This window comes from Marinobacter sp. JSM 1782161 (genome assembly GCF_011421605.1).
GTDB classification, from domain to species: domain Bacteria; phylum Pseudomonadota; class Gammaproteobacteria; order Pseudomonadales; family Oleiphilaceae; genus Marinobacter_A; species Marinobacter_A bohaiensis.
In genome coordinates this window covers 1,983,424-1,999,396 of the sequence record NZ_WSSA01000002.1, presented here as the reverse complement: position 1 = coordinate 1,999,396, position 15,973 = coordinate 1,983,424, and the positions used below count along the sequence as shown (strand labels likewise).

Genomic DNA, 15,973 nt, shown 5'->3' with positions numbered 1-15,973 from the left:
TACCACCATGCTGATTATTCCCGCCATCGACCTGAAAGACGGCAAATGCGTGCGCCTGCGCCAGGGCCGCATGGACGATTCCACGATCTTCTCCGAGAACCCGGTGGACGTGGCGGCCCGCTGGGTCGACGCCGGTGCCCGTCGCCTGCATCTGGTAGACCTGAACGGTGCCTTTGCGGGTGAGCCGGTCAACGGCGAGATCGTCAATGCCATTGCCAAACGCTTCCCGGACCTGCCGATCCAGATCGGCGGCGGCATCCGCTCGGCGGAAACCATCGAGGCCTACCTCAAGGCGGGCGTGCAATGGGTGATCATTGGCACCAAAGCCGTGAAGGAGCCGGAGTTCGTCACCGAGATGTGCAAGCGCTTCCCGGGTCACATTATTGTCGGCCTGGACGCCAAGGACGGCCTGGTGGCCACCGACGGCTGGGCGGAGGTGTCCGAAGTCAAAGCCACCGACCTGGCAAAGCAGTTCGCCAACGACGGCGTCGACAGCATCGTCTACACCGACATCAGCCGTGACGGCATGATGCAGGGCGTCAACGTCGAACAGACCGCGCATCTGGCGGAATCCTGCGGCATTCCGGTGATCGCCTCCGGCGGCGTCACCAACATGGACGATATCCAGCGCCTGTCCGCCGAGGCGGATCGCGGCATCCTGGGCGCCATCACCGGCCGGGCCATCTACGAAGGCACCCTGGACGTGGCCGAGGCCCAGGCCTGGTGCGACCAGCAGGAGCAATAATCATGTCCCTGGCCAAACGCATCATCCCCTGCCTGGACGTGGACAAGGGCCGCGTGGTGAAAGGCGTGAACTTCGTCGATATCCGCGACGCCGGCGACCCGGTGGAAGTGGCCCGCAAGTACAACGAGCAAGGCGCCGACGAGATCACCTTCCTCGACATCACCGCCAGCCACGAAAGCCGTGATACCACCTACGAAACGGTGGAACGCATGGCCAGCCAGGTGTTTATCCCGCTGACCGTGGGTGGCGGCGTGCGCACGGTGGACGATATCCGCAAGCTGCTCAACGCCGGGGCCGACAAGGTCAGCATCAACACCGCGGCGGTGTTCAACCCGGAATTCGTGCGCGAGGCGGCCGAGCGTTTTGGCCGTCAGTGCATCGTCGTGGCGATCGACGCCAAGTGCGTCAGCGAGGAGGGCGAGGCGCCGCGCTGGGAGATCTTCACCCACGGCGGCCGCAAGCCCACTGGGCTGGACGCGGTGGAATGGGCGAAGAAAATGGTCGACCTCGGCGCCGGCGAACTGCTGCTGACCAGCATGGACCGGGACGGCACCAAGGTCGGCTTCGACCTGGGCCTGACCCGTGCGGTGAGCGATGCGGTGAGCGTGCCGGTGATCGCCTCCGGCGGTGTAGGCGAACTGCAGCACCTGGCGGACGGTGTCACCGAGGGCGGTGCCGACGCGGTGCTGGCGGCGTCGATCTTCCACTTCGGGCAGCACACCATTCCCGAGGCGAAACAGTTCATGCAGGCGCAGGGCATCGAAGTCCGGCTCTGAGGCCTTGTGCGTACCCGGAGGGCGCCCGCTCTCCGGGCTTTCCCCTGAATTCTCCGTCTATTCCCCGTCGACCTTTCTCTTCGCCAGCGGTAGATGCACCGGCTGCTTGATGTCCACAAACATCGGCGCGTTATTGTGGCGCATGGCCCACAGGCCGCTGACCGTGGCCACGGCGATGCCCTGTTCGTCCAGTTCCGGCAAGTGCTTGACCAGATAGTCCACCGTCACCTTGTGCGGGTGGCCGATGGCGATGGCGGTGCCCTTGCGGCGGGCAATGTCGATCAGGTGTTTGAACTGCTTATCGACGAAGGCCTCGGTCTGCTTGTGGTCCAGGAACACGTCCCGGCTCAGGTTGGGCACCTGTGCGCGCTGGGCGCTGTCTGCAGCCACGGTGGAGGCGATGGTGCGGCTGTCGACGAAGTACAGCGGGTACTGGAACAGCTCGCCCATGACCCAGTCCATGTGATCCCGGTTCTGGGTCAGCAGGCTGCCCATGTGGTTGTTGACGCCCTGCACGTAGGGAATGGACTTCAGCGCCCGGCGCAGGGTCTGCACGGTGGTGCGCTGGTCCATGTCGGCGTAGAGCCCGCCGCCGCCGAGACCGATATGGTGGGTGTTGGCCATGGGCGCGTGCAGCATGATTTCCTTGCCGCGGGCGTGGGCCGATTCCGCCAGGTCGTGGGTGTACGGCCGGTAGGGCAGGAAGGCCAGGGTGATCGGCTGATCCAGATCGATCAGGCGCTGGCCCTGGATGCGGTCGTGCCCCATGTCATCGATGATGATGGCGATGGTGGGCGGCGGCTGCTCGCCCGACGCCGAGGCATCGGCGAACGGTAGCAGGGTGGTGCCGACAACGGTCAGCAGGGCGCCGAGCAGGCGTCGATGACGTCCTTTCAAACTCACTCCTTGATGGCTTTGCTCTGATCGAGGATTTTCAGGCCCTTGAGCAGGTTGAGGCTGGTCCGCAGCTGGTAGTCGCGGGACACCAGTTCGTCCCGCGCCGGAGCATCGCCGTTGTCCTCGCTCTCGCCTTCGCCGTTTTCCAGGTGCCCGCTCAGGTCCGCTTCCGTAAAGAAGGGCTGGTTCTCGACTTCGGTCAGCCGGCCCTGGCGCACGACGATGTCCGGGTGGATACCCTTGGCCTGGATGGAGCGCCCGCTGGGCGTGTAATAGCGGGCCGTGGTCAGTTTGATGGCGTGGGTCTCGTCCAGTGGAACGACCGTCTGCACGGAGCCTTTGCCAAAGGATTCGGTGCCCATGACCACGGCGCGGTGGTGGTCCTGCAGGGCGCCGGCGAGAATCTCCGAAGCGGAGGCCGAACCGCCGTTGATCAGCACCACGATGGGGGCGCCGTCGGTTTCGTCCCCCGGTTGGGCGGAGAAGCGCAGTTTGGAGCTCTGGATGCGCCCCTCGGTGTAGACGATCAGGCCCTCGTCCATAACCGCGTCCGCCGCTTCCACCGCCGCTTGCAGGACGCCGCCGGGGTTGTTGCGCAGGTCGATGATCAGGCCGTTCAGGGAGCCGCCGTTCCTGTCTTCGAGGCGGTTGATGGCGTCGACGAACTCGCGTCCGGTTTCCGCCTGGAACTGGGTGAGGCGCAGGTAGCCGTAGCCAGGCTCAAGCATCCGGCTCTTGACGCTGGTGACCTTGATGATCGCCCGCTCGACGTCGATTTCGATGGGCGCGCCGCCCTCGTCATCACGGACGATGGTCAGTGTGAGGGTGGTGCCCGGTTCCCCGCGCATCAGCGACACGGCTTCTTCCAGCGTCATGCCTTTGACCGGCTGGTCGCCCAGCTTGATGATGACGTCGCCGGCCTGCACGCCGGCTTTCTGGGCCGGAGTGTCGTCGATGGGTGAGATCACCCGGATGAAACCGTCTTCCATACCCACTTCGATGCCCAGTCCGCCGAACTCGCCGCTGGTGCTTTCTTCCAGTTCTTCGTAGGCCTGGGGTTCCAGGTAGGCGGAATGCGGGTCGAGGCCGGACAGCATGCCCTTGATGGCGTTCTCCAGCAGGGTCTTGTCGTCGACTTCCTCCACATACGCCTCACGGATACGCCCGAACACCTCGGTGAACTTGCGCAGCTCGTCCAGCGGGAGCTGTTTTTCCGGATTGGGCAGGCGAACCGTGACGTCCTTGCCATTGATTTCGCCCGGCAGCAGGGTATCGCCCGTTTCCGGATCCGTGTCGCCCAGGGCCAGTGCCGGCAGGACCAGCAGGCAGGCGGCAAATGCCAGAACGGTCGGGGCGTTGCGTCTAGCCAGTTTCATGCAGTCATTCCTGTACTCGCAGCGATTTATTATGGAGGACCGGGCGCCTGCGCAACAGTCGTCACGGCAGACACAGTCGCCTTATTGATGGGCAAGCCACTTCCGGGGATTCTGTGGCGTGCCGTTGTGCCGGATCTCGAAGTAGAGTTGTGAGTGCGAGTCCGTGCCGCTCTCTCCGGCAATGGCGATGGTCTCGCCGGCCCTGACCCAATCGCCCGGGCTCTTGAGCAGGCTGGAGTTGTGACCGTAGAGGCTCATGTAACCATCACCATGATCAATAATGGTCAGAAGCCCGAAGCCGCGCAACCAGTTGGCAAAAACCACGCGTCCGTAATGCACCGCTTTGACGTCGGCTTCCGGCTGGGTGGCGATCAACAGGCCGTTGTGACGCAGGCGGCCGTTGCGCAGGCTTTCGCCGTAGCCAACAGTGACCTTACCACGCGCCGGCCAGGGCAGTTTAGCGCGCAGCGAGGCGAACGGCTGCGACTCGTCGGGGGTGGGGATATCGGCGATGGCCGCTTCCACTTCCTTGAGGAGTTTTTCCAGTCGCTCCCGGTCGGCAACCAGGTCTTCCCGCTGTGAGCGCTTGTCCGAGATGTCGGATTTGAGCAGGGCCAGGGTGCGCTGGCGGGTCTGGCGCTGGTCCTCCAGCTTGTCCTGGCGTTCGGCCACCGAGGCTTCGGTTTTCCTGAGATCCAGGCGGGCGGCGACGACCTGTTCGCGGGTGTCCTTGAGCTGGTTGAGGGTGCGGTGAAAAGCTTCCAGCTGGCTGACGGTGTGCTGGCTGAGGTATTCGTGATAGGTCATGATCCGCGCCAGTTTCTGCGGATCGATCTCGTTGAGCAGCACTTTCAGAGCCGGGGCGTCGCCGGCCATCCAGGCAGCGCGGATCTGGGCCTCCAGGGCGCTGCGCTTGGAGGCCAGCTCCCGTTCCAGCTTGGCCTGTTGCGCGCTCAGTTCCTCCAGTCGGGCCTGCTGCTGTGCCGCCTTCTGCTGCAGGGCGCGGCGCTCTTTCTTGAGCTGCCCGATCTGCCGTTCGGTGCGCGCCAGGGTCTGCTCCAGCTCGCCCTGATCGTCCTCGGCGTCTTCCAGCCAGTCGTCGATATCCGCGATCTGTTCCTTGAGCTCTTCAACCTGTTCGCGCGAGACGTCGTCGTCCTGGGCGCTGGCGGGAAGGGGAAGCACGCTCAGCAGTAGCAGGCCGAGCATGCCTGAGCGCAGGGCGCGCAAGCGCTGGCACCGCGGTGGCTGCTGTTCGTTTACCGGGAGCGCGGGCGCCCAGCGACGAAACCGGCGAGCCGCGCTGCGAAGTGAAAGCAGGCGGCAGGCCGGTCGGATCGTGGGCAAAGCGTCCAGCGCTTGAGCTACAACGGACACCGTGGGCGCGCGTCTTGAGCGGCGTTTACGGCAGTTCGACCAGCGAGTGGCCGGTCATTTCCGCCGGCTGCTCCAGCGCCATCAGCGTCAGCAGGGAAGGCGCCACGTCGCTCAGGGCGCCGTCGTCCTTCAGCGCGATAGCGCGGCTGCCCATGTACACCAGCGGCACCGGGCCGGTGGTGTGGGCGGTGTGCACCTGGCCGGACTCGGGGTCGGTCATCTGCTCGCAGTTGCCGTGATCGGCGGTGATCAGGGCCTCGCCGTTGACGTCTTTCAGCGCGGCGTCGATCTTCGTCAGGCACTGATCGATGCACTCGGCGGCCTTGATCGCGGCTTCGTAACTGCCGGTGTGGCCGACCATGTCGCCGTTGGCGTAGTTGCAGATGACCAGGTCGTACTTGCCGCTGCGGATGGCCTCGCACAGCTTGTCGGTCACCTCCGGTGCGCTCATTTCCGGCTGCAGGTCATAGGTGGCGACGTTCGGCGACGGCACCAGGATGCGGTCCTCGCCCTGGTAGGGCTCCTCACGACCACCGCTGAAGAAGAAGGTGACGTGGGCGTATTTTTCGGTCTCGGCGATGCGCAGCTGGGTCTTGTCCAGTTTTTCCATGTACTCGCCCAGGCTGTTGACCAGCTCTTCGGGTGGGTAGGCGCAGGACGTCTTGATGGTGGCGGCGTACTCGGTGAGCATGACGAAGTCCGCCAGGGCCTGGCGTTGCTTGCGCTCGAAACCGTCGAAATCGTCTTCCACGAAGGCGCGGGTCATTTCCCGGGCGCGGTCAGCGCGGAAGTTCATGAAGATCACGCTGTCGCCGTCCTGGACGAACGCGTCCGGCTCGCCGGCGGCCTGGATGCGGGTGGCCTTGACGAACTCGTCGTTCTCGCCGCGCTCGTAGGCTTCGTGCAGACCTTCCACCGGGGTATCGGTGACGAACTCGGCCTCACCGGAGGTGATCAGGTTGTAAGCGGCTTCGACGCGGTCCCAGCGATTGTCCCGGTCCATGGCAAAGTAGCGGCCGACGATGGAAGCGATGCGGCCCACGCCCATCTCGCGCAGCTTGCCGTCGACTTTTTTCAGGGACGGCTCGGCGCTGCGTGGCGGCATGTCGCGGCCGTCCAGGAAGGCGTGGATGTAAACGGTCTTGGCGCCGCGCGAGCGGGCGACTTCGGCGGCGGCGAGGATGTGGTCTTCGTGGGCGTGGACGCCGCCCGGCGACAGCAGGCCCATCAGGTGGACGGCCTTGCCGGCGTCCACGGCCTTGTCGATGGCGCCGGTGATGACCGGATTGTCGGCGAAGGCGCCGTCGCTGATGTCTTTATCGATGCGGGTCAGGCTCTGGTAGACGACGCGACCGGCCCCGAGGTTCATGTGTCCGACCTCGGAGTTCCCCATCTGGCCCTTGGGCAGGCCCACGAACATGCCGGAGGTGTTGATCAGCGTCTGCGGCTGTTCCTGCATGAGCTTGTCCCAGAACGGGGTGTTGGCGTTGCTGATGGCATTATCGTCAGACGGGTCGCGGTGGCCCCAGCCGTCGAGAATAATCAGTGCAGTCGTCTTTCGCATAGCGTTGATTGCCTGGTCGTCCTGAATGGAGTTTGGAGTGCCGAGTCTACCTGTTTTCGGCGGGGCAGGCTAATGGCGGCGCCTTCTGTCGCCGGCTGCGGGTGTGTATAATCGCGCATCAATTCGTCCGCTGGCTTCGGCAGGTAGTATTAATGGAAAGAGTCTTTGAATTCGTCGTCAATCACTACATTCTCGCCTCCATCTTTGTGGTGCTGCTGATTGCACTGCTGCTTCTGGAAACCCGTCGCGGGGGCAAGAAGGTCAACGCCCAGGCGCTCATTAATCTGCTCAACAAGGATCAGGCCGTGGTCGTCGATATCCGCGACCGCAAGGACTTCGCCAACGGCCATATCTCCGGGTCGATCCACATGCCGCTGAACAACCTCAAGGACCGCGCCGCCGAGCTCAAGAAACACGAAGGCAAGCAGGTGGTGATCGTCGACAAGATGGGCCAGCACTCGGCGTCCGCTGTGCGTCAGCTCAACGCCGAAGGTTATACCGATGTGGTACGCCTGGGTGGCGGCATTGCCGACTGGCAGGGCAACAACCTGCCGCTGAAGAAAAAGAAGAAGTAAGCAGGAAAAATAAGCCGGTGCGTGGCCGTGGGCAGCCAGTTGAATTTGCTGCCCGGTTGGCGCACTGTTGCACTCGACATCAACGGGCCGCGGCCCGCCGGGGCATCTTCGGATCCTAATGGCGGACGCACACGATAACGAGAGCGGAGCGGCGTCACGGCTGACTCCGGACAAGAACCGAAAGGAAGAAAGATGGCTGAAAACGATCAGGCCGCAGGCAGCGCCAATACCAACGAGAACCAGCCCCAGTTCGCGCTGCAGCGGATCTACATCAAGGATCTGTCGTTCGAGTCCCCCAATTCGCCGACCCTGTTCCAGGAGCAGTGGCAGCCGCAGGTCAACCTGGACCTGAACACCGCCCATACCCAGGTCAGCGACACCCAGTACGAAGTGGTGCTGTCCATGACCGTGACCGCCAAGGTGGGTGAGAAAGTGGCCTACATCGTCGAAATCCAGCAGGCCGGCGTGTTCATGGTCAAGGGTATCGAGGGGCCGCAACTGGGTCAGATGCTGGGTGCCTACTGCCCGAACATCCTGTTCCCCTATGCGCGTGAGTCCATCGACAACATCGTGGGCAAGGGCAGCTTCCCGGCCCTGATGCTGGCGCCGGTGAACTTCGACGCCATCTACGCCCAGGCGCTCAAGCGCCAGCAGGACGAAGCAGCGGGCGAAGCCGCTGAAGAGCAGAAGCACTGATCCTGCCCTCGGGGCCGGCTTTCAGCTGGCCCCAGGCTTCTTTTGCGCCCTCCTCGCGCGTTTTCCTCTTTCCCGTTCGTGTCCGCAATTAGAGAGCCAGCCGTTCCCGGAGCGGGGATGTTGGCGTATTGTTGAGCCTTCCTGTTTAACCCTGGCCGTCGAGCCCGACAGCAAACACCTCCGAGTCGTCATGTTCCATATCGTCCTGCACGAACCCCAGATTGCCCCCAATACCGGCAATATCATCCGTCTGGCCGCCAACACCGGCTTCCGGCTGCACCTGATCGAGCCGTTGGGGTTTGATTTCGAGGAGCGCAAGCTCAGGCGGGCGGGGCTGGACTATCACGATCTGGCGAATGTCAGTCGCTACCGGGATTTCGAGGACTTTCTGGCGCAGCATCCGGGCAAGCGGATCTTTGCCATGACCACCAAAGCCCGCGCGCACTACAGTGAGGTGACGTTCAGGGAAGGGGATTGCCTGCTGTTTGGCAGCGAAACCACCGGGTTGCCCGCGGACATCCGCGATGGTTCCGCCATTGAGCAGGCCTTGCGCCTGCCCATGTGCAACACCTCCCGCAGTCTGAACCTGTCCAACGCCGTGGCCGTCGTGTGTTACGAGGCCTGGCGTCAGGTGGGGTTCAAGGGAGGTGTCTGAGACCTCCGTGTGAGAACGGCCGCGTTCGCGACGTTCTCACACGATCTCTTCCAATAGGCGGCGTTATCAGTCGCCTGAGGTCAGGTTGCTGAGCAGACGGCTGGTGCTTTCGTGGGCATCGCCGAACAGCATCTGCGTGTTCTCCTTGAAGAACAGCGGGTTTTCCACACCGGAGTAGCCGGCGGACATGCCGCGCTTGAGCACCACCACCTGCCGCGCTTTCCAGACTTCCAGCACCGGCATGCCGGCGATCGGGCTGCCCGGGTCTTCCGAGGCGCTCGGGTTGACGGTGTCGTTGGCGCCGATGACCAGGACCACGTCGGTCTCCGGGAAGTCGTCGTTGATCTCATCCATTTCCAGCACGATGTCATAGGGCACGTGGGCCTCGGCCAGAAGCACGTTCATGTGTCCCGGCAGACGACCGGCAACCGGATGGATCGCGAAGCGCACGTTGGTGCCCCGCTTGCGCAGGAACTGGGTGATCTCGCTGACCGCGTTCTGGGCCTGGGCGACGGCCATGCCGTAACCCGGGGCGATGATTACCGAATCGGCGTTGCGCAGCTCGTCGGCGACTTCATCGATGGAGGTTTCGTTGATGGTCAGGTCGCCGTCCACCGCAGCGGAGCTGGAACTGGTCTGACCGAAGCCGCCGAGGATGACGCTCACGAACGAGCGGTTCATCGCCTTACACATGATGTAGCTCAGGATCGCGCCGCTGCTGCCCACCAGGGCGCCGGTGACGATCAGCAGGTCGTTGCCCAGCATGAAGCCGATGGCCGCGGCGGCCCAGCCGGAGTAGCTGTTGAGCATGGACACCACGACCGGCATATCGGCACCGCCGATGGCCATGATCAGGTGGATGCCCAGGATGGCGGCCAGAGCCGTCATGATGGCCAGGGCCAGCAAGCCTTCGATCATGCTGTTGGTGGTCAGGAACCAGCCTCCCAGGCCAACGCACGCGGCGATGATGAGCAGGTTCATGACGTGGCGGCCCGGCAGGGTCAGCGCCTTGCTGGCGATGCGGCCGTCAAGCTTGCCGCAGGCGACCAGCGAGCCGGTGAAGGTCACGGCACCGATGAAGATGCCCAGGAACACTTCCACCAGTTTGATGGTGTGCTCGGCGCCGTGGGTGTCCACCAGCGGCTCGACATAGCCGGCAAAGCCGACCAGCACCGCCGCCAGGCCCACGAAGCTGTGCAGCAGGGCCACCAGTTGGGGCATCTGGGTCATTTCCACCCGGTTGGCGATGACGATGCCAATGGCGGCGCCGATGGTGATGGCGATCAGGGTGGTGACCCAGCCATCGCTCATGCCGCCGACGGTGGCGGCTATGGCGATGAGGATACCGGCGATGCCGTAGACGTTACCGCGACGGGCGGTTTCCTGGTGGCTCAGGCCGCCCAGGCTCAGGATAAACAGAATGCTTGCGCCCACGTAGGCGACTGTGATCAATCCTTGTGACATGGACGCTCTCCTTACCGATGGAACATCTTGAGCATGCGATAGGTGACCCGGAAGCCACCCCCGATGTTGATACAGGCAATCAGGACCGCGACGAACGCGATAATGCCGATCACCAGATTCTGCGCCTGGGCCAGGTGCAGGATCGCGCCCAGCACGATGATGCCGCTGATGGCGTTGGTCACACTCATGAGAGGGGTATGAAGCGAGGCGGTCACGTTCCAGATCACCTGCCAGCCGACGAAGCAGGCCAGCACGAAGACCGTGAAGTGTGACAGGAAGGACTTCGGTGCATAGGCACCGATGCCGTACAGGGCGGCGACGGTGGCCACCAGCAGGGCGCCTTTCCAGAATGCCTTGGCGCCGGACTTGCCGCTGTCGGCGTCCTCGGCTGCCGGCTGTGCGGCGGCTTGCGGCTGGGCCGGTTTAGGCGCGGGTTTCTCCGGCTGCGGTGCCGGCCAGGTCACCTTGCCTTCGTGGGTGACGGCCACGCCGCGGATGACGGTGTCTTCCATGTCGACCTGGATCTCGCCGTCTTTCTCTGGCGTCAGCTCGCTCAGCAGGTGCCAGAGGTTGGTGGCGTAGAGGTCGGAGGAGACGCTGGCCATGCGGCTCGGCAGGTCGGTGTAGCCGACGATGCTGACGCCGTTCTCGATCGCCACTTCACCCGGCTGGGTCAGTTCGCAGTTGCCACCTTGTTCAGCCGCAAGATCCACGATCACGCCGCCCGGCTTCATGGCGCGAACCATGTCCGCGGTAATCAGGCGCGGGGCCGGCTTGCCCGGGATCAGGGCGGTGGTGATGATGATGTCGACTTCCTTGGCCTGTTCCATGAACAGGGCCATTTCCGCCTCGATGAACTCCTTGCTCATCTGCTTGGCATAGCCGCCGCTGCCGCTGCCGTCTTCCTCGAAGTCCAGCTCCAGGAAGTCGGCGCCCATGCTTTCCACCTGCTCTTTCACTTCCAGGCGGGTGTCGAAGGCGCGCACGATGGCGCCCATGCTGCGGGCCGCACCGATGGCTGCCAGACCGGCGACACCGGCACCGATGACCATGACCTTGGCGGGCGGTACTTTACCGGCCGCGGTGACCTGACCGGTGAAGAAGCGGCCAAAGCGGTTGGAGGCTTCCACGACCGCGCGGTAGCCGGCAATGTTGCCCATCGCGCTCAGGGCGTCCATCTTCTGGGCGCGGCTGATGCGGGGCAGGGCGTCGATGGAGAAGGCGGTGACGTTCCTGGACGCCAGTGTCTCCAGCAGCTCGGGGTTCTGGGCCGGCCACAGGAAACTCAGCAGGTAGCTGTCGTCCTTGAGCAGGCTGGTCTCGTCCAGGTCGGCCTGCTCGTTGAAGCGGGGCCCGCGGACTTTCAGGATGAACTCGGCGGCGGACCAGAGGTCCTGCGCGTTATCTGCGATCTCGGCCCCTGCCTGGCGATAGGCGTCGTCATGATACGTCGCAGCGGCGCCTGCGCCGGTCTCCACGACGACCGTATGGCCAAGCTTGATCAGCTTGCCGACAGAGGCCGGTGTGGCCGCCACCCGGTTTTCGCCGGGGTAGCACTCTTTGGGGATGCCAATTTTCATGTGCAAACCTCTTTATGACTGTCTGTTACCGGTGCCCGTTTGTTGTTCGGCCGAAAAGCCCGTGCGAGGCTGGCCGGGTGTCTTTCATTACAGGTTATTGTTTTTATGTTGTTTTTGTTCTTGTGGTCGATCCGGCAGCGTTGGGCATCTGCGTCGCTCGCCGGACTCGTTCGTCTGACGAGGGGGTGCGTTTGTACCACATACCGGTAACTACGCATAGACATAAATCGACCGCGTCGCCCTCTTTTGGGGCGGAATGTCGATTATGGGCGAAAGGCTGACGCGCGTGGATAGCCCGTCTGACGTGGGGAGGCGGTTAATTCGGAGAAGGCGGGGAAAAAAGCCGGCGGCGGGCGCGCCGCCGGCCCTCCGGGGTTAGCGTTCGACCGCCAGCGCAACGCCCATGCCGCCGCCGATGCACAGGGTCGCGAGGCCTTTTTTCGCATCACGGCGCTGCATTTCGTGCAGCAGGGTGACCAGGATGCGGCAGCCGGAGGCGCCGATCGGGTGGCCCAGGGCGATGGCGCCGCCGTTGACGTTGACCTTGTCGGTGTCCCAGCCCAGGTCGCGGTTGACCGACAGGGCCTGGGCGGCGAAGGCTTCGTTGGCCTCGATCAGGTCCAGCTCGTCGACGCCCCAGCCGGCGCGCTCCAGGCAGCGGCGTGTGGCCGGAATGGGGCCGGTGCCCATGATCTGCGGGTCGACGCCGGCGCTGGCGTGGGCGCGAATGGTGGCCAGTGGCGTGAGGCCCAGTGCCTGGGCCTTCTCGGCGCTGCACACCACCACGGCGGCGGCGCCGTCGTTGATGGACGAGGCGTTGCCGGCGGTCACGCTGCCGTCTTTCTTGAAAGCGGGCTTGAGTTTGCCCAGGCCCTCGCCGGTGACGCCATCACGCGGGCCTTCGTCGCGATCCACCACCAGCGGGTCGCCCTTGCGCTGGGGCACGCTGATGGGCACGATCTGGCCGTCGAAATAGCCGGCTTCACGTGCGGCCACGGCTTTCTGCTGGGAGGCGGCGGCAAACGCGTCCTGCTCTTCCCGGGTCAGCCCGTATTTCTCCACGATGTTCTCGGCGGTCACGCCCATGTGGTAGCCGTTGAAGGCGTCCCAGAGGCCGTCGTTGACCATGGTGTCCACCAGTTTCCAGTCGCCCATGCGCTGGCCGTTGCGACTGTTGGGCAGCACGTGGGGCGCCTGGCTCATGCTTTCCTGGCCCCCGGCGAGAATCACGTCCGCGTCGCCGCAGCGGATGGCCTGGACGGCCATGTGGACCGCTTTCAGGCCGGACCCGCACACCTTGTTGATGGTCATGGCGGGCACGTGGTCGGGCAGACCGGCGTGGATGGCGGCCTGGCGCGCCGGGTTCTGGCCGCAGCCGGCGGTCAGCACCTGTCCCAGGATGACTTCGTCCACCTGATCGCCGGCGATCCCGGTCTCGTCCAGCAGGGCCTTGATGACGGCCGAGCCCAGTTGATCCGCCCGCAGGCTGGCGAGTCCGCCGCCGAACGTCCCGATCGGGGTACGGCGGGCTGCCGCGATGACTACGTCGCGCATGGTGCTCTCTCCTCAGGGAAATGTGTTGGCATTCTATCTGAAATTGTGACGGTTGCGACTAATCGTATGGTGACGACCCGTCCGGCGATGGCGCCGCCGGATCGTTGGCTGCCGGCGGCGCCAGCACCTGCCGGATGCGCTCCAGCCGGGTCTGGCGAATGGCCTCACCCAGGGCCTTGCCGGTGTAGCCTTCCGCCATCAACGCCTGGGGATCCACGGTCTTGGCCTGTCGCAGGGCGATTTCGACAGGGCCCCGGTCCAGCACCTGGCTGCGGGCCTGGCCCAGCGCTTCGGCGGCGTCCAGCAGGTCGGTGAAACGTTCCGGACGGCGCCAGGCGTCGGTCCGGTCGAGCAGGGCCATCAGCAGGTCGGCATCGCGTGGGGCGTCTTCCAGCAGGTCGTCGACGGTGTCGGCCAGCAGGCGTGCCAGGTCGCGACAGTCGTTGGGCGTCTTGAGGCGTTCGGAGAGGGTGTCGACGAGATTGCCGTCGCCCAGCCCTGCCACCAGGGCCGCATAGCGCACAGCGATGCGATCCCCGTGACGGCTGGCGGCGTCCAGCGCCTGCAGGGTAGTGGGACGGCGCTGGCTGCCCAGCGCATCGGCCAGGGGCGGCATCAGCGTCTCCAGGGCGCCGCATTGCTGCAGGACCCGGAAGAAGACGCCGGGGTCCGCCTCCAGCAGGGCGCGCTGGATTTCCTGCCAGACCCGTTCAGCCACCAGATGCTCGACTTCGCCGGCCTCGGCCATGCTGCGCATCAGTGCCAGGGTGTCGTCCGCCACGCGGAAGCCCAGCGGCGCCAGGCGAGCGGCAAAGCGGGCGACGCGCAGGATGCGCAGCGGGTCCTCGGCAAAAGCCGGCGAGACGTGCCGCAAGCGGCGCGCTTCCAGATCCTGTCGGCCATTGAAGGGATCGATAATCTGTCCGTCCCCGGCCTGGGCCATGGCGTTGATGGTCAGGTCCCGGCGGCGCAGGTCGTCTTCCAGGGTGACGTCCGGTTCGCTGTGGACGACAAAACCGTGGTAGCCCTGTCCCTGTTTACGTTCGGTGCGGGCCAGGGCGTATTCCTCCCCGGTTTCCGGATGGAGGAAGACCGGAAAATCCGCGCCCACCTGCTTGAAGCCCCAGTCGAGCATTTCCTGTGGGGTGGCGCCCACGACGACCCAGTCGCGATCCTTGACCGGGCGGCCGAGCAATTGGTCCCGGACGGCTCCCCCCACGAGATAGATATCCATAGCGCATCCTGCAATAACGATAGGGCGATTATCGGGATCATCGAACGAGGGGGCAACCCGTTCGCGGGATTGGCCGGACTGGCGGCGTGGGGCGTGACGACTGCTGGAGGCCCCTTAGTTAGAAGGCGGCCCCCAGCTCCACGGCGGCGCCGGTCTCGGTGTCGCTGACCAGGCCGGACAGCTCCAGGTGAGCGCCATAGGGCGAGAAACCCAGGCCGAATGTGTACAGGGTGTCTTCTTCGACGCCGCTGTTGTCGTCGTTGCTGGCCAGATTGTGGCGGAGGCCGGCGCGCAGCTGTACGGCGCGGAATACGTCCAGCTCGCCGCCCAGGGCGGCCCACTGCGTGTCGTCACCGAAACCGAAGGCTTCCGCCTCGGTCAGATCGATCTCGGCGGTGACCGCATGGATGTCGCCATGATGGGCGATGCCCGCGGTGACGCGGGGATCGAGCTCGAAGGTTCGGCCGGAGCGGGAATCCAGGTCCATGGGGATGATGTTGCGTACCGACAGGCCGGCGGTCCACGCCTGACTCTCGCCGAAGCGGTAAGCGGCGCCGAGGTCGGCGTTGAAGCCGCTCTTGTCGGTCTCGTTCTCGTCGGCATCGAAGTCGTCGTCTTCAAAGTCGCTGACCCGCCGGTTGTACTCGTAGGTCCGCAACTGGACGTACTTCGGCGACAGGCCGATGGCGAGCTGGTTGTCGTCGCTCATCTGGAAAGTCTTGGCGAAACTGACCCCGACTTCCCCGACCGCGGCGGCATAGGCGGTGCCCTCGGAGGTGAGGATGTCGCCAATGTCGGTGATGGTGGTGGCCAGTGCCGGATTGTTCTGAATGGCTTCCAGCAGCGCCAGGTCGCTGTCGGAGACGTCGCCGCGACCGGTGGCGCGTACGCTGGCATTGGTGAATACGCCGACCGAGACGCCCGAGGTCGGCAACGCCAGGCTCAGGCCGACGCCGGCGTCGGCGCGCATGGTATCCCGGTTAAGCGCTTCGAGCTGGGATTGCAGGCGCCCGGCGCTGTCGGAAATGGCTGCGGTGTCCAGGGTGTCGATCTGTGCGTTGATGGTGTCGATGGTGTCCTGAATGTCGTCGATCTGGTCGATCACCTCTTCGTCGTCCGCCAGTCGGGCGTTGATTGACGGCAGGATGAGCCCGAATTCGTCGGCCCAGTCGTGTTGGCCCATGGCCAGCATGGCGGGGTTGGCGGTATTGGCCGAGGCGGGGTGGGCGACGGCGACACCGGTGCCGCCCATGGCGAACGAGCGGGCGGTGGTGAAACTCTGTGGCGCGGCCACCGCGCCGGCGGTGGTGGTGGCAAGGCTGACGGCCAGGGCGATGCGGCGATGGATCATGGAAGATCTCCGGATTGTCTGAGTCGAGCTTCCTCCGGGCGGAGTGGCGGACTATAGACCAGGCTCCGGCGCCGGAATGTGGTCACATGGTTACGTCGCGTGGCTTTTCGCTTCGTCTTACGATAGACC

At 64.7% G+C, this 15,973-nt stretch carries 14 protein-coding genes; 5 read left to right on the top strand and 9 right to left on the bottom strand.

Annotation, left to right across the window (positions count from 1 at the left end; all coding sequences use genetic code 11):
• The first annotated feature begins 7 nt into the window (after window positions 1-7).
• Together hisA and hisF are read left to right on the top strand one after the other, a co-directional pair.
• On the top strand, window positions 8-745 hold the full coding sequence (gene hisA / locus GQB00_RS08890; RefSeq protein WP_111494500.1) for a 1-(5-phosphoribosyl)-5-[(5-phosphoribosylamino)methylideneamino]imidazole-4-carboxamide isomerase: 738 nt from the start codon (window positions 8-10) through the stop codon (window positions 743-745).
• A 2-nt stretch (window positions 746-747) separates the two neighbouring features.
• Window positions 748-1,521, top strand: coding sequence for an imidazole glycerol phosphate synthase subunit HisF (gene hisF / locus GQB00_RS08885; RefSeq protein ID WP_165855962.1), 774 nt, complete (start codon window positions 748-750; stop codon window positions 1,519-1,521).
• Between the two features lie 57 nt (window positions 1,522-1,578).
• On the opposite strand, the gene GQB00_RS08880 is transcribed toward hisF, so the two are convergent.
• From GQB00_RS08880 to gpmI, 4 genes are all read right to left on the bottom strand, one after another.
• Complete coding sequence (locus GQB00_RS08880; protein ID WP_407657826.1) at window positions 1,579-2,382, bottom strand: divergent polysaccharide deacetylase family protein; 804 nt, start codon at window positions 2,380-2,382, stop codon at window positions 1,579-1,581.
• 38 nt (window positions 2,383-2,420) lie between these two features.
• Window positions 2,421-3,794: a S41 family peptidase gene (locus tag GQB00_RS08875; protein ID WP_165855961.1), complete on the bottom strand. Its 1,374-nt coding sequence runs from the start codon at window positions 3,792-3,794 to the stop codon at window positions 2,421-2,423.
• Between the two features lie 81 nt (window positions 3,795-3,875).
• Window positions 3,876-5,003 (bottom strand): peptidoglycan DD-metalloendopeptidase family protein, encoded by a 1,128-nt coding sequence (locus GQB00_RS08870; protein ID WP_165856574.1) that lies wholly within the window; start codon window positions 5,001-5,003, stop codon window positions 3,876-3,878.
• Window positions 5,004-5,196: 193 nt separating this feature from the next.
• On the bottom strand, window positions 5,197-6,744 hold the full coding sequence (gene gpmI / locus GQB00_RS08865) for a 2,3-bisphosphoglycerate-independent phosphoglycerate mutase (RefSeq protein ID WP_165856573.1): 1,548 nt from the start codon (window positions 6,742-6,744) through the stop codon (window positions 5,197-5,199).
• 143 nt (window positions 6,745-6,887) lie between these two features.
• Between gpmI and GQB00_RS08860 the strand changes: the two genes are divergently transcribed.
• The 3 genes from GQB00_RS08860 to GQB00_RS08850 all read left to right on the top strand — a co-directional run bounded on the left by GQB00_RS08860 (window position 6,888) and on the right by GQB00_RS08850 (window position 8,661).
• On the top strand, window positions 6,888-7,310 hold the full coding sequence (locus tag GQB00_RS08860; protein ID WP_111494510.1) for a rhodanese-like domain-containing protein: 423 nt from the start codon (window positions 6,888-6,890) through the stop codon (window positions 7,308-7,310).
• 192 nt (window positions 7,311-7,502) lie between these two features.
• A complete protein-coding gene (gene secB, locus GQB00_RS08855; RefSeq protein ID WP_111494512.1) occupies window positions 7,503-8,006 on the top strand; it encodes a protein-export chaperone SecB in 504 nt (167 codons plus the stop codon).
• Window positions 8,007-8,196: 190 nt separating this feature from the next.
• Entirely contained in the window at window positions 8,197-8,661 is a 465-nt protein-coding gene (locus GQB00_RS08850) for a tRNA (cytidine(34)-2'-O)-methyltransferase (protein WP_165855960.1), read from the top strand.
• 66 nt (window positions 8,662-8,727) lie between these two features.
• Here GQB00_RS08850 and pntB read toward each other — a convergent pair whose 3' ends face one another.
• From pntB to traF, 5 genes are all read right to left on the bottom strand, one after another.
• Window positions 8,728-10,125 carry a Re/Si-specific NAD(P)(+) transhydrogenase subunit beta gene (gene pntB / locus GQB00_RS08845; RefSeq protein ID WP_111494516.1) on the bottom strand — a complete coding sequence of 466 codons (1,398 nt, stop codon included), beginning with the start codon at window positions 10,123-10,125 and terminating at the stop codon, window positions 8,728-8,730.
• 11 nt (window positions 10,126-10,136) lie between these two features.
• Window positions 10,137-11,705 carry a Re/Si-specific NAD(P)(+) transhydrogenase subunit alpha gene (locus GQB00_RS08840; RefSeq protein ID WP_111494518.1) on the bottom strand — a complete coding sequence of 523 codons (1,569 nt, stop codon included), beginning with the start codon at window positions 11,703-11,705 and terminating at the stop codon, window positions 10,137-10,139.
• Between the two features lie 375 nt (window positions 11,706-12,080).
• Entirely contained in the window at window positions 12,081-13,259 is a 1,179-nt protein-coding gene (locus GQB00_RS08835; protein WP_111494520.1) for an acetyl-CoA C-acetyltransferase, read from the bottom strand.
• Window positions 13,260-13,317: 58 nt separating this feature from the next.
• Window positions 13,318-14,493 carry a multifunctional CCA addition/repair protein gene (locus tag GQB00_RS08830; protein WP_165855959.1) on the bottom strand — a complete coding sequence of 392 codons (1,176 nt, stop codon included), beginning with the start codon at window positions 14,491-14,493 and terminating at the stop codon, window positions 13,318-13,320.
• A 118-nt stretch (window positions 14,494-14,611) separates the two neighbouring features.
• The gene (gene traF, locus GQB00_RS08825) at window positions 14,612-15,844 is read right to left on the bottom strand and encodes a conjugal transfer protein TraF (protein WP_165855958.1); all 1,233 of its coding nucleotides are present in this window, start codon (window positions 15,842-15,844) and stop codon (window positions 14,612-14,614) included.
• Window positions 15,845-15,973 lie beyond the last annotated feature (129 nt).